The 23,901-nt window shown below is 44.8% G+C and carries 20 protein-coding genes and 2 pseudogenes; 1 reads left to right on the plus strand and 21 read right to left on the minus strand.

Annotated features, from left to right (window positions below; all coding sequences use genetic code 11):
* Positions 1-170 precede the first annotated feature (170 nt).
* From aspS to DW769_RS00990, 3 genes are all read right to left on the minus strand, one after another.
* Positions 171-1,505 carry an aspartate--tRNA(Asn) ligase gene (gene aspS / locus DW769_RS00980; protein ID WP_330425640.1) on the minus strand — a complete coding sequence of 445 codons (1,335 nt, stop codon included), beginning with the start codon at positions 1,503-1,505 and terminating at the stop codon, positions 171-173.
* A gap of 387 nt (positions 1,506-1,892) precedes the next feature.
* Positions 1,893-3,065 carry a metallophosphoesterase gene (locus DW769_RS00985; RefSeq protein ID WP_022463295.1) on the minus strand — a complete coding sequence of 391 codons (1,173 nt, stop codon included), beginning with the start codon at positions 3,063-3,065 and terminating at the stop codon, positions 1,893-1,895.
* 93 nt (positions 3,066-3,158) lie between these two features.
* Positions 3,159-3,959 (minus strand): PHP-associated domain-containing protein, encoded by an 801-nt coding sequence (locus DW769_RS00990; RefSeq protein ID WP_055218178.1) that lies wholly within the window; start codon positions 3,957-3,959, stop codon positions 3,159-3,161.
* A gap of 296 nt (positions 3,960-4,255) precedes the next feature.
* On the opposite strand from DW769_RS00990, the gene DW769_RS00995 reads away from it, so the two are divergent.
* Positions 4,256-5,278, plus strand: a complete 1,023-nt coding sequence (locus DW769_RS00995) for a hypothetical protein (RefSeq protein ID WP_118749852.1) — start codon at positions 4,256-4,258, stop codon at positions 5,276-5,278.
* Positions 5,279-5,299: 21 nt separating this feature from the next.
* Here the strand turns inward: DW769_RS00995 and DW769_RS01000 are convergent, their stop codons facing one another.
* From DW769_RS01000 to DW769_RS17230, 18 genes and pseudogenes are all read right to left on the minus strand, one after another.
* Entirely contained in the window at positions 5,300-5,848 is a 549-nt protein-coding gene (locus DW769_RS01000) for a TetR/AcrR family transcriptional regulator C-terminal domain-containing protein (RefSeq protein ID WP_055226495.1), read from the minus strand.
* A 120-nt stretch (positions 5,849-5,968) separates the two neighbouring features.
* On the minus strand, positions 5,969-7,567 hold the full coding sequence (locus DW769_RS01005; protein WP_243036448.1) for a sensor histidine kinase: 1,599 nt from the start codon (positions 7,565-7,567) through the stop codon (positions 5,969-5,971).
* Positions 7,564-8,247: a response regulator transcription factor gene (locus tag DW769_RS01010; protein ID WP_055218183.1), complete on the minus strand. Its 684-nt coding sequence runs from the start codon at positions 8,245-8,247 to the stop codon at positions 7,564-7,566. Before DW769_RS01010 ends, DW769_RS01005 begins: the two co-directional genes overlap by 4 nt.
* A gap of 259 nt (positions 8,248-8,506) precedes the next feature.
* The gene (locus DW769_RS01015; protein WP_118749877.1) at positions 8,507-9,610 is read right to left on the minus strand and encodes a glycerol dehydrogenase; all 1,104 of its coding nucleotides are present in this window, start codon (positions 9,608-9,610) and stop codon (positions 8,507-8,509) included.
* 550 nt (positions 9,611-10,160) lie between these two features.
* Positions 10,161-11,450, minus strand: coding sequence for an ATP-binding protein (locus tag DW769_RS01025; RefSeq protein ID WP_118594709.1), 1,290 nt, complete (start codon positions 11,448-11,450; stop codon positions 10,161-10,163).
* 223 nt (positions 11,451-11,673) lie between these two features.
* Positions 11,674-13,224 carry an ATP-binding cassette domain-containing protein gene (locus DW769_RS01030; RefSeq protein ID WP_118749853.1) on the minus strand — a complete coding sequence of 517 codons (1,551 nt, stop codon included), beginning with the start codon at positions 13,222-13,224 and terminating at the stop codon, positions 11,674-11,676.
* Positions 13,225-13,537: 313 nt separating this feature from the next.
* Entirely contained in the window at positions 13,538-14,458 is a 921-nt protein-coding gene (locus tag DW769_RS01035; protein WP_118749854.1) for an aminoglycoside phosphotransferase family protein, read from the minus strand.
* Between the two features lie 153 nt (positions 14,459-14,611).
* Positions 14,612-15,157, minus strand: a complete 546-nt coding sequence (locus DW769_RS01040; RefSeq protein ID WP_117509083.1) for a hypothetical protein — start codon at positions 15,155-15,157, stop codon at positions 14,612-14,614.
* Between the two features lie 201 nt (positions 15,158-15,358).
* The gene (locus tag DW769_RS01045) at positions 15,359-15,535 is read right to left on the minus strand and encodes a YccF domain-containing protein (protein WP_082424435.1); all 177 of its coding nucleotides are present in this window, start codon (positions 15,533-15,535) and stop codon (positions 15,359-15,361) included.
* A gap of 38 nt (positions 15,536-15,573) precedes the next feature.
* The gene (locus tag DW769_RS01050) at positions 15,574-16,050 is read right to left on the minus strand and encodes an LURP-one-related/scramblase family protein (protein ID WP_022463307.1); all 477 of its coding nucleotides are present in this window, start codon (positions 16,048-16,050) and stop codon (positions 15,574-15,576) included.
* Positions 16,051-16,166: 116 nt separating this feature from the next.
* Complete coding sequence (locus tag DW769_RS01055) at positions 16,167-16,760, minus strand: type IV toxin-antitoxin system AbiEi family antitoxin domain-containing protein (protein WP_117804027.1); 594 nt, start codon at positions 16,758-16,760, stop codon at positions 16,167-16,169.
* A 203-nt stretch (positions 16,761-16,963) separates the two neighbouring features.
* Positions 16,964-17,125, minus strand: coding sequence for a hypothetical protein (locus DW769_RS16335; RefSeq protein ID WP_158565807.1), 162 nt, complete (start codon positions 17,123-17,125; stop codon positions 16,964-16,966).
* Between the two features lie 242 nt (positions 17,126-17,367).
* On the minus strand, positions 17,368-17,988 hold the full coding sequence (locus DW769_RS01060; RefSeq protein WP_022463309.1) for a hypothetical protein: 621 nt from the start codon (positions 17,986-17,988) through the stop codon (positions 17,368-17,370).
* A 16-nt stretch (positions 17,989-18,004) separates the two neighbouring features.
* The gene (locus DW769_RS01065; protein ID WP_147326093.1) at positions 18,005-18,769 is read right to left on the minus strand and encodes a carbohydrate ABC transporter permease; all 765 of its coding nucleotides are present in this window, start codon (positions 18,767-18,769) and stop codon (positions 18,005-18,007) included.
* A gap of 21 nt (positions 18,770-18,790) precedes the next feature.
* Positions 18,791-19,639, minus strand: a complete 849-nt coding sequence (locus DW769_RS01070; protein WP_055266562.1) for a carbohydrate ABC transporter permease — start codon at positions 19,637-19,639, stop codon at positions 18,791-18,793.
* Between the two features lie 35 nt (positions 19,640-19,674).
* The gene (locus DW769_RS01075) at positions 19,675-21,027 is read right to left on the minus strand and encodes an ABC transporter substrate-binding protein (RefSeq protein ID WP_117509086.1); all 1,353 of its coding nucleotides are present in this window, start codon (positions 21,025-21,027) and stop codon (positions 19,675-19,677) included.
* Between the two features lie 389 nt (positions 21,028-21,416).
* Positions 21,417-21,723, minus strand: a pseudogene (locus DW769_RS17365) (DUF188 domain-containing protein); the annotation flags it as partial.
* Positions 21,724-21,736: 13 nt separating this feature from the next.
* Positions 21,737-23,176 (minus strand): annotated as a pseudogene (locus DW769_RS17230) (ATP-binding protein).
* Between the last annotated feature and the right edge of the window lie 725 nt (positions 23,177-23,901).

Consider the following 23,901-nt stretch of genomic DNA (forward strand, 5'->3'; position numbering starts at 1 on the left):
CAGCAATCCTGTCTGCAATAAACAATTTGTCATTTTCACTCCCCTGATGTATAACAGAAAGATCCAAACGGTTACGCTATCTTTCAAAAGGGAGGGAAACCTTATGAAACTCCGGCTAAGCCCGTGGATCTGCGCCACGGCTTCGCCGGAGTTTTTTACACTCTTCTGGTTTACGGAATCAGACGGTGAATGTCTCTTGGAAACAGGGATGCGTTCCGCACATTTTCAAATCCGAGAAGCCGTGCCGTAAACCGCTCCAGCCCAAGACCGAGGCCGCCGTGCGGGGGCATGCCGCAGCGGTGCATCATTAGATAGCTCTCAAACGCTTCAACATGCATGCCGCGGCTTTCGAGCTTTTCCACCTGCTCCCGGTAATTGTGGATGCGCTGGCCGCCGGTCGTCACCTCAAGGCCGCGGAACAGAAGGTCAAAGCTTTCCGTCTCTGCCGGATTTTCTCTGCTGTCCATCGCGTAGAACGGGCGCTTGGCGCTTGGATAATGTGTCACAAATACGAAGTCACTGCCTGTCGTTTTCTTCACGTATTCGCACAGCAGTTTTTCCTCCTCCGGTTCAAAGTCCAGTTTCTCCGAAAAGGCTCTTTTGTATACGCGGCTCACCAGCTCTTTCGCCTCGGAAAAACGGATTCTCGGAATCTCCGTGATCACCGGCACCTCTGCTTTTAAAAGCGAAAGCTCCGCTCCGCATGTCTCCTGCAGCCGTCCAAATGTGTACCGCAGCATTTCCTGCTCCATCGCCATGATGTCCTCAAAATTCTCGATATAGCCCATCTCAAAGTCCACGCTTGTATATTCATTCAGATGACGCGCCGTGTCGTGCTTCTCCGCCCGGAAGACCGGTGCGATCTCGTAGACACGCTCGAAGACGCCGACCATCATCTGCTTGTAAAACTGCGGGCTCTGCGCCAGATATGCCTGTTCGCCGAAATACGACAGGGAGAAGATATTAGCTCCGCCCTCGGCTCCCGCTGCTACGAGCTTCGGTGTGTGGATTTCGGTGAAGTGCTGTCCATCCAGAAATTCGCGGAACGCCTGACAGATCCTGGCCTGAATCTGGAAAACCGCGCGCTCTTTTTCATTTCGCAGCGTGATAGGCCGGTAGTCCAGCAGGTTCTCGATGGAAGTGTTGACCCGCTTCTGGTTGATGACAACCGGCGGTACTTCTTCCGGCTCGGAGAGGATTTCCACGTCTAACAGATGCAGGTCATACCCGCTTCTGGAACGCTCTTCACGGATCACCTCCGCGGTAAACCGGACACACGCCTCTTCTTTTAATTCCTCCAATGCAAACCGGGCATACGCCGGCTCGTACACGCACTGTACCATCTGCCGTTTCGTCCGAAGCAGCACAAATGCAAATGAGCTCATTTTTCGGATTTTGTAAATGCTTCCATGCAGCCGCACGATTTCGCCGATGTGTGCTCCTAACTGCTCTGCTTCGAGTTCCTCTGTTTTTCTTACTTTTACGGTATTCATTTCTGTCTTCATAGTCTTTTCTGCCTTTCTGTTCTGATTTTTCTTTATCGCCGCAAAATCAGCAGAAAATCCATATGGACATAATCTGTATGTCCCATACGATCACAACCCTTCTCTGATGTAAATTTCAAGTCATTCCCGCATGGATAAAAAATGGCAAAGAAAAACCACACGGGGTATTTCTTTTTCTCCCAGTGTGGTTTCCCTTTGCCTTATCTTCCACACAGGTACAACACAATCAGCGCCTGTACCTGTGAAGTATAGTAGTCTTCACTTTGATACAAGCGCTATCAATCGTCGTCCCTGTGCATCTGTACGCTGTGCATCTCGTTCATCGTTGATAACCTCTGTTTCGTAGTTTTGTTGTATTATAATTCTGCGTTCCGGTTTTGTCAACCCTTATTTTCCGTAATCGATGATCACCACTTCCGCTTTCGTCCCGATCCGCATCGGCGGTCCCCAGAGACCCACGCCGGATGTGACGATGCTGTACATGTCTCCGACTTTCTTCATCCCGCAGGCATTCTCCCACATCAGGCCGGTAAGGATATTGCCTGGGAAGAGCTGTCCGTCGTGCGTATGGCCGCCAAGATCAAGGTCTGCGCCTGCCTCTGCCAGCTCGGTCAGCTCCGACGGCTGGTGGTCAATCACAAAAACTGGAAGCGACTGGTCCAGTCCGGTAAGCAGTTCGGACGGCGTGTCGCGTGTCTCCTGCGTTTTGCGGATCCGGTCGGGATCTTTTCGGCCCGCCAGATAAAAGGCATCATCGATACAGACCACATCATCCTCCAGCAGATGAATCTTCGCGCGGTCCAGAAACTCACCGAACCGGCGGTCGGCGATGCGCTCCTCCTTCGTCTCAAACGTAAAGCCCGCGAGAATCTTCTCATCGAGATCGTGGTTGCCGTAGCAGGCGTACGTGCCGTACCGGCTCTTTAAGCCCGCCAGAAGATCCGCCACGCGGTCCGGCTCATAGATGGCATCGTACTCATTATCAAAAATATCCCCGGCAATCACAACGACATCCGGCTCCTCAGCATTAATTTTTTCCACCATCTCTTCCATCTGATGACTGCCGATGCTGTACCCCAGATGAAGATCTGCGACGAGAGCAATTTTCAGATGTGCATCCTTTTTCGATGGAACCTCATATCGTGTCGTGTAAATATGGACTGCATGCACCATTCCGTAGATGCACATTCCCGTCACAAAAAGGATCGCGCCAAGGCCGACCGCTTTCAATCCCATCGGAGAATACAGCCAAGTTTTCGTCAGTGCCGTATGCGCAAAAATGAAGCGCAGCAGCACCAGAATCGCGGTGAAGCCAAGAAAATACAGATACATGCCAAGCCAGCAGTTGCTGATGACCTTTAAAATCCGGTGAACGGGATCTCTTTTGATCAGAAAGCTCGTCAGCAGGGAAAGTGCAAAAAATGCATACAGCACCAAAATGACACCCAGCACGGCCGGATGGCGGAACAAAGGATGCACCTCCTTCATCCACCGCAGCAGCCAGTAGGCGGTAAATACATTTGCCAGTATGTAGACCGGCGCAAGAAATATTGCAAGCATACGTATGTTTCCTCTCTTTTTCGATTCAAATACAGGGCAGGAAAAAGCGTGCCGAACGAAACGTTTCCGGCACGCTTTTTTGCCAGGCATTCATCAGAGTTTTTTCTCTATGATATCAAACAGCTCACGTCTCCGCTTCCGCCAGCGCCAGCCATTTGCAAGTTTGTTGTAGAAATAGAACGAATCCACAAGCACCATGTTCAGGCGGCCGATCCGGTCTTTCGTCGTTCCGTTGTAATGTTCGCCGCCGCATTCGATCTGTGGGCACGTTTTTACGTAGGCGATCAGATCATCCTCACTTCTGATAGTATCTGGCAGCTCGGTATACGCTTTTCCGATGCAGTCCAGCCGGTGCGCATCGCTTCCGCCAAAGCCGGGCTTATTGAATTTCTCCGCCAGCCGTTTCGCTTTTGCGTTCGTCTCCGCGCTCTCACACGCATTGAAAATTTCAACAAAATCGAACTGCGGGAGAAGCTGGGCAATCCGCTGCTGATACTTTTTCTTCCGTTCATTCGTGCTGATCATGCTCATAAATTTTTCGCCGTACGGATGCGCCGGTCCTAAAATTCCGCCGTACGCATGGACGATCTTGACAAGGATCGATCCCGGCAGACCGCGCAGCTCCAGAATTTTTAATTTTACGCCGAACGGCATAATCACAAGAATGTGGCCGCAGTCGCACGTATCGTACTCAACACCTTTTAATACCACAAAATCCTGGTGTGCTCTTCCCTTGATGGCATTCTTCCACTCGCGGTATCCGTCATAGGAATCGTGGTCGGATACCAACATTCCTCCAAATCCTTTTCGTTTCAGTGTTCGGATGTACTCCTCAATCATGACTTTTCCATCCATCGAACCCTCTTTTGTGTGGCAGTGCATATCAAATTTCATGCAAAACGCCTCCTTTTATCTTCCATGTTCGAAAACCATTTCGTTTTTCCTATTTTTCTGGAATCGTTTCGGATGGTTCCGCCGCGTTTTTGGCGCGGCAGAATCGATAGTTTGTACCATCTAACTTTATTTTACCACTTTTTCCACAAAAGAAAAAGAAATTTCTTCTGAAGATCTGGTAAATTTTCCTTAAGGAATGGAGTTTTTAGACAATTCCTGTTCTTTGTCCCTGTTTTTACCGTGTTCTTTTTGCTATGATAAAAACAGCTTATTTTACTTGATCGGAGGAACACATTATGAATTCACAGGACATCACCCGCGCACTGATCGACACAACAGTTGCACGCGCGATGGTGGAGATGGACGCAGATCCGAAACGCAGCGTCCGCAAGCTCTGCGATCTTGGCCGCCAGTTTTCCCGCGGCCGCTTTCAGAATCAGATTTTTGCCATTTTTCAGGATCTTCTGCGCAACGATGAAAGCCCGTATTATCAGGCGATCGACTTTCTGCTGCGCAGCAACGATCCGGAAGCGCTTCGTCAGTTCGGCATCAACATCGGCTACAACAGTTTTACCTACGGTGCGCAGATTCTGCGCCAGAAGCAGAAAGAACTTTCCTTTGCTGTTCCCTGGGTTGTCAAGCTCCGTCTCGACAGCCGCATCCCGGACACTTACGATTCCTCGTTTTTTGCATCCGTGGTCAGAACCGGTCTGACATACGGCATCTACTCTTATCAGCTCCGCTCCATGGATCATCATGAGGATATGGAATCCTACCTTGCCGTCATCCAGTCGCATCCGGAATGCGCGTTTCTCTGGTTTCTTTCCAATACGCCGCTTACCGAAAAACAGCAGAAACTGCTTTTATCCTGCCCGAACCTGATGGTTTCTCTTCCAATTGATGCCCCCTCAACGGCTTCCATGGCAAAAGCCCTGCGCCATCAGAAAACGCTGTTCGGTATGCACAAAGTCTATCAGGATGCAGATGCTGCCGCTTATCTGCTCTCTTTTGACCACCTGTATTCCCAGATGGAACAGAGTGTCTTTTTCTTTCTGGTCGCAGATGATTCGTGCTCAAAAGAAAGTATCCGGGCTGTTTCCGATGTTGTTCAACAGTACCGCTTCACCCCCATACAGCCATTCTTCCCGATCGAAGTGCAGGAAGACTCCCGCAAAATTGAGCAGATTATCACCGCCCATCCGGCGTATCTGCTGCTTCTGCCGGATCACATGGCCCGCACACTCGATACGCCCACCGTTTCCTTTGAAGAGTTGTCTCTTCGGAATATATTTTACCGTGAACTGCTCGCAGATGCATAAAAGTACAGCCAAAGCGGAATTTTATTTCTTTGGTTCCGCTTTGGCTGCTATTTTTTCTGATGATCTATATATCACTTCTTTCAGTTCTTCGACAAACGTTTCCGGTTCCAGCTCGCTTTCCATGGAAAACCAGCGCAGAACTGCGGTCAGGAAGGCATCACAGAAGAACGTTACAAACAGTTTCTGATTCTGTACCTGAAAGAGATCCTGTACAAAAAACGCCATGACCGGCTCGAGCATCTCGTAAAAGTAATCCTTAAAACTGTTCTGCCCTTCGATCCTCAGGGCACTCTGGTAAAATGCTTTATTCTGATAGAAAATATTGCAGACCGCCACCAGCACATCCCATTCATTCTCAAAGTTCTTTCCGCCCATGTTTGTCAGAAAGTCCACATAAAAGATCCAGTTTACCAGATCGTATTTATCTTTAAAATGATAATAAAAGCTTTTCCGGTTCAGACCGCATTCCTCGCAGAGATCTGAAATACTGATTTTTGCAAAAGACTTGCGTACCATCAATTTTTTCATTGCATCTGCAAGCGCACTCTTTGTACTGTTGGAATCCGCCATCTCTTCTCTCCCTCTCTTTTTGACCGTTTGTGCTATTATTCTACACCATCTTTTTCCTTTATGCAAGAAAAGCGCACCAGGAAAAGGCTGTATTTCCTTTTTCTGGCACGCTTTTTGCAATCATGCTTCTTCCGTTTTTCCATCTGCCTCCAGTGTGAACCAGAATGCCACACCGTTGTCGTAATTCTGGCAGCCGCACTGCTGCTGGAAGGAATCCATAATGGCTTTTACGATGGAAAGGCCGATGCCGCTTCCGCCGTATTCCCTTGTTCTCGCTTTGTCCACCTTGAAGAATTTCACCCATACCTTGTCGAGATCCTCCTCCGGGATCGGGTCCCCGGTATTGAAAACGGTTGTCTTTACGACATTCCCTTCTTTTTTGCAGGTGATCTCAATCGTGTGGTCGTAGTCCAGATGGTTTAGGGCATTCGTCAGATAGTTGGTGATAACCTCCTCGACTTTGAATTCATCGCCCCAGACATAGAGCGGGTCGCCGCCGGTAAAGAGCACTTTTGCCTCTTTCTGGCGGATCAGGATGTCGGAGGACTGCAGCACGCCTCTGATCACGGCGTTCAGATCGAACCGTTCCATATTGACCTGATCCTCACCGAACTCGAGTTGGTTCAGGTTCAGGAGTTTTTTGACCATCTCGTTCATCTTTGCCGCCTCGTCGATGATGACATCACAGTAGAACTCGCGGCTTTCCTCATCGTCGTTGATGTTGTCTTTCAGGCCTTCCGCATAACCCTGAATCAGAGCGATCGGGGTTTTCAGCTCATGTGTGACATTTGAGAGGAACTCGCGGCGCATTTCATCAATCTGCGTTTTTTTGTCAATATCTTTCTGCAGCTCAACGTTCGCACTTTTCAGCTCGGAAATCGCCTGCTCAAGCTGTTCGGACATGACATTGAAGTTGTTTCCAAGCTCGCCGATCTCGTCTTTTCCGCCGCTCACGTAGCGGGCATCGAAGTCAAGGGCTGCCATTTTTTTCGAAATTTCGGTCAGCTCCTGCACCGGACGGACGATCTGGCGGGTGATGATCCAGATCACAATGGCACCGATGATGATGATCGGAATGCCGATAAAGAGGTAAAACTGGTTGGAAAGGCCGACCGCATCCGTGATGCTCTCCAGCGGGCATCTTGCAAAGTAGCAATTTCCATTGTCAAACCAGCCGATGATCTGCAGATACTCGGCATCGGCGTGGCTGTCGTAGAATTTCTGGATCTGATAGTTGTCTTTGCTGTCAACGACTTTGGTATTTGCCTGCTCATTTCCGCTGATCAGGCCGAAGATCAGGGTCTGGAGGCTCTGGCGGTCGGTTGCGTTGGAATAGACGAAGCTGCTGAGCTCCGGTCCGGTAATAATGACTTTCAGGTTGTTGGTAGCGCAGAACTGCTCGAAGGTATCAGGGATATTGTCGCTGTCTCCGCCTGTCGCATTCAGTTTCTGAAAGCTCTCTGCCAGAATGTGTTCTTTATCCCGGATATAAAAGGACCCGAGAAAGAAGTAATTGATCAGGCCGATGATAAGCAGGGTAGCTGCCATGGTCGCAATAAAAGTGTAGGCAATTCGTTTTTTGACGGAGTGTTTTCTTCCCTTTTGTGGCATTTTCAAGTGAAACCGGTGCTTTTTCTCCGTCTGGTTTCCCATTGTCACACGGGAATCTTCTGCAGGCATCTCCACAGAAGTCTCATTTTGTTTTTCTGTTCCGTTCATGATTCGTCCGCCTCGAATTTATAGCCCATGCCCCAGATGGTCTTGATTAAATCGCCTTTGTCTCCCATTTTGCTGCGAAGTTTTTTGACGTGGGTGTCGATGGTGCGGGCGTCGCCGTAGTAGTCGTAGTTCCAGACGTTGTTCAGGATTTTTTCTCTGGAGAGGGCGATTCCCTGGTTTTCGAGGAAGTAGGTGAGGAGTTCGAATTCTTTATAGCTTAACTCCATCGGTTTTCCGTCGATGGATGCCATGTGGGCGGCTTTGTCGATGCGGATGCCGCCGGCTTCTAATACGTCGTCTTCGCCGGTTTTGCCGCTGCGGCGCAGGATGGCTTCGACGCGGGCGACGAGGATTTTCGGGGAGAATGGTTTTGAGATGTATTCGTCTACGCCGAGGTCAAAGCCGAGGAGTTCATCGCGTTCTTCGCTTTTGGCGGTGAGCATGATGATCGGGACTTTGGAGTTCTGGCGGATTTCGCGGCAGACCTGCCAGCCGTCCATTTTGGGCATCATAACGTCGAGGATGATGAGGGCGATGTCTTTCTGGGCGTAGAAGGTGTCTACGGCCTGTTCGCCGTCACCGGCTTCGATGACGTCGTATCCGGCTTTTACTAAGAAATCTTTGACGAGTTTGCGCATGCGGCTTTCGTCGTCTACTACTAGGATTTTTAATTTTTCCATGAGTTTTGTCTCCTTTATATGACGGACGGAAAACGCCCGGCTGCCTGCCCGCTCGTGCTTTTTCCTGATCTCGTTATGTTTTTATGTTTGATATTTTTACCATTTTACTTTAACATGGGTTTATGTTTTTTCTGTGAAATGGGGTGAGTTTATTTTAACATATAGGAAGGGAGTTGGAAACTTCTATTTTTTGTATTGATTAAATTTGGGTATGAAAAAAGATCTCCTGGGGTTGGCAGGAGATCTTTTTTCATACGGGTTATTCTTCTTCGTCGAGATAGTATCTACCGTAGGCGTCGGCTGCTTTAATGGCGGCGAAGACGGTCTCCGGGGTTACTTCGAATGGCATGTTGTGGAGGGTGTCGTTCTCTGCGCATGCGGTTTTGGCTACTTCCATGAGCTGGTCGTCGGTTACGTTTCCGGCACCGAGTTCAGCCAAGGTGACTGGGAGACCGACTTCGATGCACCATAAGATGATGTCTTCGAGTTCATCAAGCGGTACGTTTTCCAGGACGAGCTGAGTCAGGGTTCCGAAGGCTACTTTTTCACCGTGGTACATGTGATGGCATTCCTCGAGTACGGTAAAGCCGTTGTGGATGGCGTGGGCTCCTGCGAGGCCTGCGCTTTCAAAACCGATTCCGGAAAGGAGGGTGTTGGCCTCGATGACTTTCTCGACTGCCGGGGTGCATACGCCGGCTTCAAGAGCGATTTTGGCTTTTACGCCTTCTTCCATCAGAGTGTCAAAGCAGAGTTTCGCGAGTGCCATCGCTGCCTCGGTTGTTTTTCCACCGGCGCAGGAAGTAGCTCCGCTTCTCTGGCAGGCTCTTGCTTCAAAATAGGTGGCAAGTGCATCACCCATTCCGGCTACGGTCAGGCGGACTGGAGATTTTACGATGATGTCAGTGTCCATCAGAACCAGGTTCGGGTTTGCCGGAAGGAAGAGGTATCTCTCGAATACACCCTCTTCTGTGTATACAACAGACAGTGCGCTGCACGGTGCATCGGTCGATGCAATGGTCGGGCAGATGAATACTGGTGTTTCTGCGTAGTAGGCAACTGCTTTTGCGGTATCAAAAATTTTGCCTCCGCCGACACCGATAACCAGATCACAGCCTTTTTCTTTCACGATAGCAACCAGACGGTTGATCTCACTCTCACAGCACTCGCCGTTGAAATAATCAAAAACAACGTCGCAGTCGCTTCCCGCAAAGCTTTCTTCGATCATTGCTCCGATCCGTCTGTAGCCTCCCTGGCTGATCAGAACCAGTGCTTTCTTTCCGTATTTTGCCGCATATGTTCCGATGTTTTTCATTTCCCCTGCGCCCTGTAAATATTTAGAAGGGCTGATTAAAATTTTTGCCATTTCTCTTACGCTCCTTTTTTGTTTTTTGAACGTCAGCCTCCGCTTCTGGCGTTTTCTGCGAAAAATGAGTTTACCGCAGAACTTGTCTTTATTATAATAACTGCGCTGTAAAATTGCAAGAATATTTCCATCCAAAATGAACCCCGGAAGTTCACATATTTCCCCGGGATTTTTCGGTTTATTCTGCCTGATCGTAAATGATTTTGCAACGCAGCAGTCCTGTGCGTCGTTTGGGTAGGTATACGGTGTAAACAGATAGACAACTGTCGGGGCATCGTAAAAAGCATTCTGGATTGTGCTGTCATCAGCGATGCTGTCGGCTTCGAGAATTTTGTCCAGTTCTTCCTTTTTGATCTTCTCCGGCTGGTAAAACGGGTGGAACGTCTGGCTTTGATTAAAGTAACCGCCCCTCTGATACGTTTTCACGTAAACTGGCTAAGGGTTGGTTGTGTTGACGATCGCATCGGCATGAACTTTTGTGATGTCGTTTCGGATGGTTTTAAATGGCATGGGGATCACCTTCTTTCGTGGGATTTATAGCTGTTTTAATTTATAAGTTGCAAACAGCGTATAATGGTATATTTACCATCCGCTCCTGCTCTTTATACTTCAATGTTGAAAATCGAACTGCTTCTTCCGGCTGGAATTTTTCGCAATATGTTTTAAGACTATGGGATCGAATGTTCTGTTCCGCCTTTACTTCAATCGGCACAATACTCTTTGCCTTCTGAATCAGAAAATCCTGCTCGAAAGTTGCTTTTTCATTTCCATAATAATATGGCGTATAAGGGGTATCTGAAATCAACTGCTGCAGAACGTACTGTTCTGTAAGCGCGCCTTTAAATTCAACAAAAATATCGTTACCCTCCAATATGGATTCTGCTGGCAGTTCACTCATTGCTCCGAGCAGTCCTACATCCAGTACGAATAATTTATATGCATTCATATTTTTATACGCCTTCAGCGGCATATGAGGCTCATTTACCCGGTTGACTTTATATACTAATCCACAATCCAGAAGCCACTGAATTGCTATTTCGAATTCGCTGCTTCTGGCTCCTTTCTTTATCTGTCCAAAGAAAAATTTTTTATTCTCCTTCGCCAGCTGCATCGGAATAGAATCCCATACCATTCGTATTCTTGGGAGAACTTTTGCTTCAATGTGCTTTCCAAAATCACCCTCATACTGCCGTACAATATCACTCTGTATCTGTCGTACCTCTGCATAATCTTTGTTCAGCCGAAATGCATCCACAACTGCTGGCATGCCGCCTGTATAATAATAATTTTTCAGCCAGAACAAATATTTATCCGCAAAATTGTCAATTAAATTGTAATCCTTTGTTTCCAATGCACTTTCCAGCCCTTCTTCGTCCATAGCGCACAGGAATTCTCTAAAATTGAATGGATATAAATCCAGTAAATCTACTTTTCCCACCGGATAGGATATTCCCTCATGAAGCGCCACGCCAAGAAGTGAACCTGCTGCTATTACATGATATTCCGGTGCTTCTTCGCAAAAATATTTCAAAGATTCCAACGCTTTCGGTGCATTTTGAATTTCATCCAGAACAATCAATGTATTCTCTGGGGTGATCGTTACGCCTGATTCAATATTGAGGTTCATAATAATACGTTTTATATCGAAATCCGTATCGAAAACCGCCTGCATTCTCTGATTATTGTAAAAAGAAATGTAGGCGGTTTTTTCATAATATGTCTTACCAAATTCTTTCATTAACCACGTTTTACCAACCTGCCGGGCTCCCATTAAAATCAGTGGTTTTCTGTTACTTTTTTTCTTCCAGTCTAATAGTTTATCCATTGCAAATCGACGCATGCTGATCTTCCTCCATTTCTCTTTTTTATTATTTCACATTTTTCCCTGGTTATTCTTACTCTAATTTAACATTTTTCCCGACCTAATTCAATATAAAATTAACATTTTTCCCGACTTCACCGGAACAGAATCTGCTGCGAAACCTTCTCTTAAGACAAACATAATCTCTCTACGGAAAAATACGACGGCCAGCCACCGTCGTATTTTTCGTTATCGAATATTTTTATTTTTCTTCTCTGATCAGTCTGAGTCCGTCTTTTTCCAGCAGATACTCCTTCCCGCACACCTCTCCGATATACTTCCTGTCATGCGAAATGCTGATGATGGCGCCTGGAAATTCGCGGAGCATTTTTCTTATGACCGGTCCCGATAAGGGTGAAAAGTTTCGGGTTGGTTCATCCAGAATCAGCACATTGGCATTGCCAAGGCTCATTTTCAGAAGCAATACTTTTGCCTTCTGGCCGCCGGACAGTTCGCGGATGGGGTGATCCATCTCGTCTGCCGTGTACTTCAGCGATCCGAGATACGTCCGAATCTTCGTCCTCTCACTCTTCTCCCCGGTGGAATCCAGAAAATCGACCGGCGTCATGGAAAGATCCAGCTGATCCTCATAATTCTGCGGCATATAATCTACGCGGAGATCCTCCCGTTCTTTCAGCTCTGCCGCAATCTTTTTCAGCAGTGTCGTTTTACCTGCCCCGTTCGGGCCGACAATGCATATTTTTTCCGGTCCTCTTATCTTTAAGGTGATATTTTCCGCCAGAACCCGCTCCCCATCCGGCGTTTCCAGTTTCGGAAGCTGATATTCGATGACCGTTTTCCCGGCGGGCATGGCTGCCTCTGCTCCTCCAAGCTGGAAGTAAATCGCTTCCTCCTGCTCCGGCATTTCTGTCATGCGGGCATCTTCTTTTTCGAATCTGCGGTTCATCGCCTTTACGGTATGCATTTTGTCCTTCAGATTTTTCGCCACGGACGGTGCCTGGCGGGAACAGTTGTTCAAGGCGTTCTCCACGCTCTGGTATACTTTTCGGTATTTCTCATCGCGCAGCGCTTTCTCTCTCCTGTCACTCTGCGCCTTCTGTTCCTGGCGCCCGAAATTCTGCAGGCGCTCCTCTACATACGTCCGATAGGGAAGTTTCGCAACCGTGTATCTCGATTTTGTCTTCCGCACAATCTGTTCAATATGAATGACCATATTTGCCGTGTTTTCAATCAGCGTTTCATCGTGCGAAATAAAAACAACAATATGCTCCCATTCGCGGATCAGTTTCTCCAGAAGTTCCAGTGTCGCAAGATCAATATCATTTGACGGCTCATCCAGCAGAAGGACCGTGGCATCCTCCATGAGAAGACGCATCATCTGCGCTTTCACCTTCTCGCCGCCGGAAAGCTCACTCATCTGCTGATCCCGATAGAAAAATTCTTCCGTCAGACCAAATTTTCTTGCCAGCACCGCCAGATCCTTCGGTGTCTGATCCCAGAACTTTTCTTTTTCATAGAAATACTCATACACCGTCTTCGTTTTCTCCGCCTCCGGAAGTTCCTGCGGCAGATATCCAAGCCGCTCCTTTCCGATGATGCGCTCGCCTGTGGATTCGATGTAATCTTCCGTCAGTGCGGGATCGTACATCCACTTCAGCAGCGTCGATTTTCCGTTTCCCTCCTCTCCAATGATAACGGCCTTATCACCGTCATTCAGTACAAGCTGAAAATCTTCGAGAATCACCCGCAGATCTTTTTTATGTGTCAGTGTTAATTTTTTTATCTGCATCATACAGAAGCCCCCTTTGCTCCGGCAGCCTCTTTTCTGCTTTTTTACGCAAAACGAGCCTGTCCTGCGTACGCAAAACAGACCCGCAAAAAAATATCCCTGTTCTATTCTCATAAAAAAGGGAAATGATTCAGCGATTCTCGTCTTTAAGCGTACACGAAAAACAGGCCTGTTTTCCAGGCTGTCCGTTCTTTGTGTTTTTCTTAAAGTCGATTATCGCAGAAACATTCCCTCACCTTTACACCAATGGTGCTCTTTCTTTTTATTTTCTGTTCCCTATTATAGGACAACTTACAGATAAATGCAATCCGTTTTTTTACAAATTGAGAAGTTCCTCTGCCAGCGCCTGTGCATGCTCCAGATACCAGCCGTCTTCGTCCTCTTCTGCTTCCACAAACTCGATATACTCATTCAGCGTGGCCAGCTTCACATCCAGATTGAACTGTTCGCGTGAAATCTTTGTCTTTAACGCTTCATACATCCGATCCAGAAACAGCTCTTTCTGTGCATCGTTCATGTAGAACGGGAAAGTACTCCGTGTCTCAGTCGCATGTGCCAGGAATCTTGCAATGTCCAGAGAATACGGCATCATTCCACCAAATCCCCAGTCAATCATGACAACATTTTCGCCGTCATAGATCACATTCCACTGCAGGAAATCACCGTTTGACATCGTACATGGACAGATCAGCTGGCGGTCCAGGAACATCTGATACGCTTTCCGCAGAATTGGATCATCCGCTACGGACGATGCTCGGCGCAGAACGCGTTTCCAGTATTCGACAAATCTCTGCTCCACTTCATTTTCCGGCGCTTTGTCCATCGACGGTGTCCAGAAATACGACTGAATTTTACTTAAGGTTTCTGCCGCTTTTTCTGTTGTCTCGTCCGTCATATCCCGCATGTCGTTTCCTTCTACATACTTCATGCAGATCCAGTCCGCATCCTCTGCCTGCCGCATGCCGACATACTGCGGTACGTGAAACTCTCCTTTTGACAGATACTGCGCATAAATCTGCGCTTCTTTGCTGCCGGTTTTCTTCAGTGTATATTTTCCTGCATCTGTCTCGATCACATACACATCGTACTCCCGCACTTCATCTTCCGCCTCGCCCCACTGCTCGCAGATGCGGGAAACTGCTTTTACCGGTTCTCCGATGATTTCAAATGCCATTGTTTTGATTTCATCTGAATCTACTGATTTCTGAAAATTTCCTAACTCCATCTCTTTTGTCAAATCCTTCTCTTTTTCACATTATTCTACTACTATATCACATCTGTGACACTTTTGTCATTCTATCTTTCTGGCTTTTAAAAGCTTTGGAAAGTTTTTTCACAAAAAAGCAGGCGCACCAGACATTGCCGTCTGATGCGCCCGTATCTGTCAATTTTATGATCCAATCGAGTATTCCATCGATGCCACGCTTAAGATAACGGTTGCGCTTTCATCCCCTTCCGTAAAAGCCGTCAGCTGCAGAACCGTATCCTGCTCCCCCTGCCACTGATAAATCTGATTTCCGAGTCCAGTTGCAATTCCTCCGCCGTATAAAGAATTCAGTTCGTCTACTTCTTTCTGAATCCATGTATTGGCATCCTGTTCGATGTCAAAAGTAAAGGAAACCTGACTCAGCTGACCGTCCGAAAATTCCAGATCCATGTTAGATTCTGCATTTTCCAGGGAAAATTTTTCTTTGCTCTCGTATGTCTTTGTGCTGCTCTCATCACCCTGTCCCAGATCTTTTTCATCAAACTTCAGGAAGCTCTGTTTGAAAAGCTGTTCCGAATCCGTTCCCCATTCAAAATCCGCATACTGGAAAACCTGCTCCTCTGTACAGAGTTCCTTTAAATCCAGATCTCTGCTCTGTGATCCTCCTGCAGATGCGCAGCCCGCCAGCAAAAACAAAGGTAATAAAAAGATTGTCTGTCTTATCTTCATAAACTTCCCCTCTTCTGTTTCCTGATTTTTTAATTAATACTGAATATTCTATTGTTTCTTTATTTTTTCTGTAAATTTATGGTATCATACTTTATTCTGCTGCGCAATACTTTTATCATGTTTCTATTTGCATCAAAGGAATGGCCGCCTCATGATATGCATAGAAAAAGACCGGTAACCCGATCTTTTTCCATACACCTTTTATCCAATTACACTCGTGCCAAATGGCATAAACGAAAGCCTTGCCATCTTGAAAAACTGCCGTCCAAACGGAATTCCAACAATCGTAATACACCAGATGCATCCTGCAAAAATCCATGCAAGTCCGCCGAACATGCCTCCAAATATAAACCACAGAATATTTCCCAAAGTTCTCATATCCGCATCTCCCCTGACGCCATTCCAGACACCACCAGCTATCCATTATTTTGTGAACAGTTTGCCGCATCGATCGCCAGCACCAGTAATAATGCCGGAATTTCATTGCTCGGATTATCATATTCGATGACATACGTGTCACCCCAGCTCAGAAGTTTTTTATGTACGTGGACGACTGCACTGCAGGCTTCATATACATCGTAATCCCATCCCATGAAGTCACCTTCTGCACGCCATCCCATGAAATCTACATCGTATTTGGGGCGGAACAGTGCAAAACGTTTTTCGATATGTCCCATTAACTGCCCGTTCCATTCAATTTCAAAAGTCGGAAGAAAGCAAAATAATTTCTGTTTGATAAACCCAATTTCATTATGCGCCGCATCGTACACATGCAGACGGTGTCCCAGCGAGATAAATTCATTTTTCACAAAATACTTTTGGTTCCCCTGCTCGTCATAGATATCATACGTGTCTGACCAGGAAAATACACGTTGTTTGATTAGTAACTGCATATCTGCTCCCCTTTTCATTTTTCTATCCGACAATCAACTTTTTTATGGAAAATTTTTCCTTTTCCCCTTAATTTTCGACCGCGATTTTGACCCCATTTTTTTCGGTCTGAAACGGTCTATAGCAAAACCTCCATATATCGCAGCACCTTGGGCTTCACACGAAGCTGATCTGCGTACTGCATCAGTCTGTGAATGTTCTTATCCTTGGATGCTGCATAGCGTTTCATAGCTTCTCCGACAATCTGTATATCACTGCCGCTGCCGCGCAGGATGTCACACAGCGTCCGTTCCAAATTGTAAACACGAATTGGATTGCCGGATGGGGATTTCATTTCAATTCTGCCAAGTTCATAGTTCTCCGGCACAACGCGCTTGACAATTAGATTTTCCCGTTTCAAGGATAAAGCATTGTAGCCTTTGGGAAAGGTCATCGTATATTTTGCCGGGGTACGATCCGAATAGCCCCGCAGATACAAAGCAGTATCGTGCGAATAAATTCCGCGCCCATACTTTCGCTGTAAAAGGTAGAAATCATCCTCCCATACGTCGCTCCACACATACAGGCCACGCCCGAAGCGGTATATCTCGCCGCTCTTGACAAACTTCTGTAAAACGCTGCGGTGCAGTCCGGCTTCTGTTACTTGCGCTGCGGTAATCGTACCGTCCTCTGACGCTTCTCGCAGTTCTTTGATTTTCTCCTTAACATTCATGTTTCTCACCCCTCTTTGACAATCACACATTATATTATATTGAAATAATGTGTGATTGTCAACTGTAAAGCGACGAACACACATTAAATTACGTAAAAATAATGTGTGATTGTCAGATACCAGGGAATTTCTAACATGTACTTAAGTAAAAAACAAAGAACGGCATAGCCGTTAAGCTATATCGTTCCTTGTTTCCATATTTTTTAAATTACCACCGCATTACTGGCGTTTTTTCTGCGGACGGTTTCTTCCAGCACACCGAAAAATCCTGCCACCAGCGCCATTAAAATGCCGGTCAAGGTCGCATCTCCTGTTTCTATGCTTCCGGCTTTGGTGATAGTCGTACATTTTTCATTGTCATTCACAATGTTTCCAGTTCTTACGATTAGGACCGTAGTTCTTATGAAGCGGTTATGGCATAATCAATATATAGAAGCAAATGCAATTGATAAGTTACGGAATATATTGGGCTACAATGCGAAAGGTATCATGACGCATTATTCGGATGATAATGTGTTTTAAAGCCTGTATAAATCGGCACATGCATAGAACATAATGAAACAGCCTCACCCCTGAAAGTCCCGGTAGTGAGGCTGTATTCTTTTCCTTAATCTTTTTCTGTTAATTTCACCCGTTCTCCATTTGTCAGTTCTGATGTGCTTACGACCATCGGTTCGTCTACTTCTGATAAAAGTACCACGAAATCTGAATTTCTATTTGGAAAACATGTCACAGCTTTTTCTTCCAGAATATTTTCATACCCCCAGGCTCCCTTCTGACGCTTAATATAATAGACACACGTTTTTCCAAAGTCTCCTTCATGAATCGCCTGCCGTGTGATCACTTTTGGAAAAACATCTTCAGAAGTGATTTCGATTTTTCCCTCAACGTTTTCACCAATCGAATGTTTTTCATACAGATCTACCGTAAGCTCATACAAATCATCCTTTCGAATGACAGAACACACTTTTCCAACCAGAAGATCTCTGCCCTCCTGCAGCAAAGATTCCGGAACGTTATCATACACGCTGATATAGCCAATTGCCTGATCAGCTGCGCTTACTTCCAAATCAACTGGAAATTCATACTCAATGCTGCCTTCCTGTGCCTCCTCTGTCCAGACGGAAGGAAGCGTTTTGTTCTCTTCTTTGACCGACCAAAACGTTGCGGCAGTTAAAAACAGAAACCACAGAGCGATTAACCCTATACTTATTTTTTTGAACTTCATCGTACTTTCTTCCCCTCTACGCTTTCACACCGGACATACTGATTCCCTGTATCAAATAGTCCTGTCCCATTAAGAATATCAATAAAACTGGTACTGCGTAAAAAACGGACGCTGCATAAAAGATATCCGGCTGTTCCTCTAAAATCTGGCAAAGATACACGGATAACGGCTGCTGATATGGCTCTCTCAAAAAAATGACCGCCTGGTCTACAATATTCCAATTGTCAATAAAAATCAAGATTAATGCAGCAGCAATGGCTGAACTCAAATTAGGCTTTACAATGGAACGATAAATTCTGTATTCGCTGGCTCCGTCCAGTCTGGCTGCTTCTAACGTTTCCTGCGGAAAATCCTGTATCTGCTGACGAATCAGAAATACCCCCAATGGCTGAAACATTGCCGGAAGAATAATTGCCAAGGACGAATTTTGAATGCCCAGCCAATTCGCCACTAAATAATTTGGCACTAAAGTCAGCTGCAGCGGCATAAGCATGACAATCATGTAAAGATAGAACAAAATCTCCTTGTATTTCCACCTGCATTGCCAAAAGCCGTATGCGGCAAGCGGTGCAAGCAAAAGCTGTCCAATCAAAACCGGAATAGTAATAATCAGGGAATTCCACATCATCCGCAAATACAAAGGTCTCTTAAAGAGCAATATAAGATACTCTTCTGGAACTTGTACCGACTTTCCAGCCACAAACAACAACGGAATGACTGCCAAAATGACAGCTCCCATGCAGATCAGCTTTTCGAAAAAATTCGAATATCTCTTTTTCATAAAATCACCCACAAAAGATCTTTACAAATAATCCAGATTCTTCCTCTGGACCCGATAAATGATGCCCAGAAAAATTCCCAGTATGAGAAACATACACCATGCTGCAGCAGACAGTTTCTGCATATTAAGTGACAAAAACTGGTTATTCATATAGTGCTGCAGCATATAAACATACGGTGATGGATAGGCCCCATACAGCATATAGATCTCTTTAAAAACCTTAAAAGAATTCACGATCGACATCAACAGCACAACTAACGTCGTTGGTTTTAATAAGATCCATGTAATATATTGGAATTCCTGCCGCCCTGTAGCTCCATCCAGCTGGCACTGCTCATGATAGATCTGCGGAATCCAGTTTATCCCGGACCAGAAAAGGACAATCGAAAAACTGATATTTTTCCATAGATACATCAGGATAATAATCAAAATGGCCCATCTAGAATTCTCAATATCGAACATGTTTTTTCCAAAAAGCTGTAAAAACCCATCCAGAAAACCATTTCTCTCAAACAAATATTTCCAGAAAGCAATCACCGTTCCAGATGGAACGATTAATGGGATCAGGAGCAGGATAAGAAGAATTCGACCTCTCCTCTGCTTTTTCAAAACCAGTACCAGAAGCAAAGCAATCGCCATTCCCAGCGGTATTGCAATCCCGCAAAAAATTCCGGTATTACGGAGTGCTGAAAGGAATAACTCATTTTCGAATAACAGTTTAAAGTTTTTAAGACCCACCCATTCCTTGTTCATCATGTTGTCAATCACTGCAAAATACAAGGACAGAAGAAACGGCACGATGTAAAAAGCCATGATCCCGATAAAACTTGGAAGGATAAAACACATATAAATAAAATTTCGTTTTTTCATTTCATATACCTGATTCCATGGATTAAGGACAGCTTCTACTCATTAACATAAAGCTCTGCTCTTTGCTGAAAAAGCTTCGCACATTCCTCTGGGGTGATTTTCTGCTCCATACATTCGTTTCGAATTTCAGTCAAAATACTGTCTAACTGTAAATCCCGAAAAGCTTTTGCAGAAACTTTTTCATTGTATGCTTCCCATTTTTCTGCTGTGTCGTCATCATTTTCCAATTGATACGCAACAAGCTGCCGTGTGTTTTCTTTGTTCAGCATACTGCCATAGGTAAAGAAATTTCTGTAGTAAGAATCACTGTTTGCATCTTCGAACTCAAATTGTTTCTGACCAATGCAGAATTTGATAAATTCCCATGCAAGCGCTTTATCTTTGCAGCCTGAGCTCATGGAAAAGTCCTCACCAATTCTCCAGAAAGGAATTTTTCCATCCGTTGATTTCAACAGGATCGGTTTTGTTGCCGTATCGGTTTCTTCAAACATTCCGCTCGGAGAACCTTCGAGTAAATTTGTAAATGTATTCAGCAGGACACTCTTTCCGGAAAAGCTTTTAATATCCGTGAATGCATGGGTCGCATAGGATGGTTGATATTGATACAGTTCCTGCATTTTTCTCAGAAAATCCACATAATTTTCTGAATCAAAATTTACTTCTTCCTTCTTCAAATAAGCTCTGTCCTCTGTCATCGGCAGAAACACGTAAATATTGTTTTGTACATCAATCGTAAAATCATCATCTGCAATTGGCTTGGCCTGCTGATATAACTCATATAAATCATTGATATCCATTTCGTCCGGGACTTCATAATTCAGTTCATCCGTTATGTTTCTATTCAACCGAAGCATAACACAATAAAAACCTTCCGGAATTTGATACAGTTTTCCATCGACTTCTGCTGCTCGCAGGATATTATCGTAATAATCATCTCTGTTAAAATTAGGATCTGCATCAATATACTGATTTAAGTCCTCGAAATAGCCGCTGCCTTTCGTCTTAATTTCCGATGGTAAATACGTTGCATCATAAATATCCGCCCGTTGATCCGATGCAAGTTCTGTAAGCAAGGTATTTAAGCCTTCATTATACTGTTCATCCGTAACATCATTGTCAAAAACAACCTTTGTTTCAATTTTTACGCCTGGATGCTCCTTCATAAATAAATCAATCATATGCTGGGTCTGCGGCTCAATAAATAAGGTTCCATATGTAAGCGTTCCTTCCAAATCAGCTCCCTCTTCATAGACAGAAATATCATTTCTCACATCTTTTTCATCTTGGGACCCACTTTGTGTGCTTCCACAGGCGCCAATCGCTGCTGCACATAGCATTCCAATTACCACGCAGGATACCTTTTTACCATATTTTCCGAGTTTTTTCATAGGCACTTTTCCTTTCAATTTTTCTCACCGCTTATATTTCTATATTTTATTATATACCCTCCGTTTCATTTGACAATATGCTTATTTTTACTATATTTTCAGAATTATTTTTATTAGTTTTGCACATAAAAATGCCCTGACACTTTTTCCTTTTTGAAAAATAGCATCCGGGCATATCTCCTAATATTATCAAATCACTTTATTTCACTCTCTGATAATTTTATCTTCTAAACTCTTTTCCTTCTTTCTCCTGTATCATCCCTAACATTTTTTCAAAAGACTGTTCAAATCCCTCAGTATCCGCCTTTTTTTCGCTTCTTTGTCCTTCTGACACGATGATGCGGGTATTTTTTCACTTCGTTGTTTAAATAACGCTCCATGAGCATCTAATCGATATTCTTATTCGTGTACCATTTACCAGAATGATGAATCGCATAAGAACCTCTTCCCAACGCTATCGCCGTCACACCATAATCCTGCGATACGACAATATCGCCTTTATGACAGACACGGATCAGTTCATAATCCACAGCATCTGCTCCATCACCAACCACGACTATTTCGCTATAATCCGATATCAAATATCAAATCATGATTGGTATCGCACAACAGTGTTACCGGAACACAATGCTCTTTTGCAATTTTCTCAACCGTCTCAATTACCGGACAGGCATCTGCATCGACCAATTTTTGCATTCTTCTGTTTCTCCTACTTTGTGATTACCCAATTCGATTTTCTGTTTGTTCCATTTTGTACCAACACACCATTTTGCTGTAAAGAAACAAATATTCGTGAAACAGTTCTTTTGGACACACCGATCTGTTTCGCATAATACGCCTGGGTTGCAAATGGGTTCTTTTCTATAGCCTGTAACAGTTTTTCTATCTGAACCTGTTCCTTCGTTCGTGATATTTTAACGCCATCAATGCCATTTTTTGTTTTCTTGGCGTTGATTCTGGCGTTATTTGTATCGTTTTGTCCTCGATAGATATTGATACGCAAGTCAACTTCTCCACCGATAAACTCCGGTTCCTGTAGTCCAGCAGATTTTACCTTGTCTATAATTCTCGGAATCCCGCTTCCCCAATGTTCAATCAGATTCATATACGAAAAGGCATGTGCAAGGGCTTCATTCCTGATTTTGGAATAGCCTTCTTTCATACGCTCCAACGTTTGTCCCATCGGCAATTTCCCCGGCGATGTGATTTCCAGTCGGTTGTCATACACCGCAACCTGTATTGTACCATGATCCAGATAGCTGCGATGCACCACCGCGTTGATAATCAGCTCACGAATTGCATCCGGCGGGATTTCATAAATATCCTGACGGTAAATGCCGACAAGCGTAGCTCCCAGATGAATATTTCGCAGAACAAACTGAAATGCTTCCTCTATTTGTTCCCACAAAGGACCCGTATATTCCCTTCGATCAACAAAAACCGCTTTCGTTGTTCCCTTAAACACACCGCACTGAATGGCAACATGAAGCCCTCCACAGCCCGTTAAGATAGCATAAGCGTTAGAAGGGTAGTCTTTTCCATCACGTTCAATCAAAATACCACAGGATCAAAGCTGCTGCTTTCCAACGTCTTTTACCGATGCTTTCTGCTCCTCATTATGGGCATTTTTGACTGCCTGCTCCTTCATCGCTTTACAAAGTGTATCAATTTCTTCTTCTGTAACACTCAGTCCAGTACATAACGCCTGATCAAAATAACGATTGCTTCCCTCAAGCATCAGCTCTTTGATCATATACTCGTCAGCAAGCCGGGTTGTTCCAGCAACACGGACATATACGCCTCTCTCTCGTCCAAGCGCTTTAATGTAATATGGCCGCTGTCTGCCTTCAGAAATTTCTGCCACAATAACCGTCTTGCCATCAACTGTCTGCAGCGTAATATCTGGAATAATTGCCGGTTCACAGCTATCCGAGACGGCATTGGCAATCGCATCCATCTTTTTGAATACATCTTCCTTGTCAAAGCCAACCACTTCTCGGGTTTTATCCGCAATTCCAAAAATAATTTTTCCTCCGGTTCCATTTGCAAAGGCAACCACAGACTTCATATATTTGATGCTCTTTTCCGGCAGGTTCTCTTTGAATTCTACGTTTTTGGATTCTCCTGCAAGAATTTCTTCTATGGTCATAAATACACCTCGCTATCCGTGTTTATTTTAATAAATCAATGCTTAAAGTTCTCTTTATATCTGTTACCTTAACATATAATTCTCATTCAAGCAATGCAGTACTTTTAAAAATCGTAATTCATTTTTTCAAGTCTGTCAATTCTATTATTTTCCTTTTCTCGCGCATGATCAGATTCAATCATAGGGCGAAAAGTACAGAATCTATTAGTCCCTTACCAACTCAAAACATCCTTAAGCATTTGTTTTACCGCTTCAAAAGTTAACCTGCTGGATATTTTTTTATATTGTGAACAGAAATCTTTGTTATACGGAGCCACCGTTTTTAAATAGTGCATATGCACTATTTTCTTACCGAAGATGACGATCTTGATAAGGATGAATTTGAAGAAGGCTTTTACATTGACTTCTTTTAATCTATCGTCTGTTTGCCATGCCCGCCTTTGTGCGGGCTCTTTTTATCAAGAGTTCGACGGAAGTCGAACTTTCCTATTGTACAAAAAAGCAGGCACATCAAGTATCTCTACTTCATGTGCCTGCAGCACTTTGAAACGGTCTCTTTTACGTTCTTAACAGTGCGAATAAAGATAAAGTTTGACAAAATTTCGAATTTTTCCTTTCTTTTTTGACCAAAATTCATGCGGTTTTAAACGGTCTGAAACGGTCTAAAGCGGCATTTTTGCCCTGTTTTTTCCATCAAAAATGTACAAAAAAACCGCTAAAACACT

The organism is Blautia sp. AM29-29 (assembly GCF_003480555.1).
Lineage (GTDB): Bacteria > Bacillota > Clostridia > Lachnospirales > Lachnospiraceae > Fusicatenibacter > Fusicatenibacter saccharivorans.

Coding starts and splice junctions, on each gene's coding strand:
- DW769_RS01070 (WP_055266562.1), bottom strand. CDS start 19,639: ATGAAAAAACGAAATTTTATTTATATGTGTTTTATCCTTCCAAGTTTT.
- DW769_RS00995 (WP_118749852.1), top strand. CDS start 4,256: ATGAATTCACAGGACATCACCCGCGCACTGATCGACACAACAGTTGCA.
- DW769_RS00985 (WP_022463295.1), bottom strand. CDS start 3,065: ATGCTTGCAATATTTCTTGCGCCGGTCTACATACTGGCAAATGTATTT.
- DW769_RS01015 (WP_118749877.1), bottom strand. CDS start 9,610: ATGGCAAAAATTTTAATCAGCCCTTCTAAATATTTACAGGGCGCAGGG.
- DW769_RS01065 (WP_147326093.1), bottom strand. CDS start 18,769: ATGAAAAAGAGATATTCGAATTTTTTCGAAAAGCTGATCTGCATGGGA.
- DW769_RS01060 (WP_022463309.1), bottom strand. CDS start 17,988: ATGAAGTTCAAAAAAATAAGTATAGGGTTAATCGCTCTGTGGTTTCTG.
- DW769_RS01025 (WP_118594709.1), bottom strand. CDS start 11,450: ATGCGTCGATTTGCAATGGATAAACTATTAGACTGGAAGAAAAAAAGT.
- DW769_RS01000 (WP_055226495.1), bottom strand. CDS start 5,848: ATGGCGGATTCCAACAGTACAAAGAGTGCGCTTGCAGATGCAATGAAA.
- DW769_RS01045 (WP_082424435.1), bottom strand. CDS start 15,535: ATGAGAACTTTGGGAAATATTCTGTGGTTTATATTTGGAGGCATGTTC.
- DW769_RS01055 (WP_117804027.1), bottom strand. CDS start 16,760: ATGAATGTTAAGGAGAAAATCAAAGAACTGCGAGAAGCGTCAGAGGAC.
- DW769_RS01050 (WP_022463307.1), bottom strand. CDS start 16,050: ATGCAGTTACTAATCAAACAACGTGTATTTTCCTGGTCAGACACGTAT.
- DW769_RS01030 (WP_118749853.1), bottom strand. CDS start 13,224: ATGATGCAGATAAAAAAATTAACACTGACACATAAAAAAGATCTGCGG.
- aspS (WP_330425640.1), bottom strand. CDS start 1,505: ATGAAGACAGAAATGAATACCGTAAAAGTAAGAAAAACAGAGGAACTC.
- DW769_RS01075 (WP_117509086.1), bottom strand. CDS start 21,027: ATGAAAAAACTCGGAAAATATGGTAAAAAGGTATCCTGCGTGGTAATT.
- DW769_RS01010 (WP_055218183.1), bottom strand. CDS start 8,247: ATGGAAAAATTAAAAATCCTAGTAGTAGACGACGAAAGCCGCATGCGC.
- DW769_RS01040 (WP_117509083.1), bottom strand. CDS start 15,157: ATGAAGATAAGACAGACAATCTTTTTATTACCTTTGTTTTTGCTGGCG.
- DW769_RS01005 (WP_243036448.1), bottom strand. CDS start 7,567: ATGAACGGAACAGAAAAACAAAATGAGACTTCTGTGGAGATGCCTGCA.
- DW769_RS00990 (WP_055218178.1), bottom strand. CDS start 3,959: ATGAAATTTGATATGCACTGCCACACAAAAGAGGGTTCGATGGATGGA.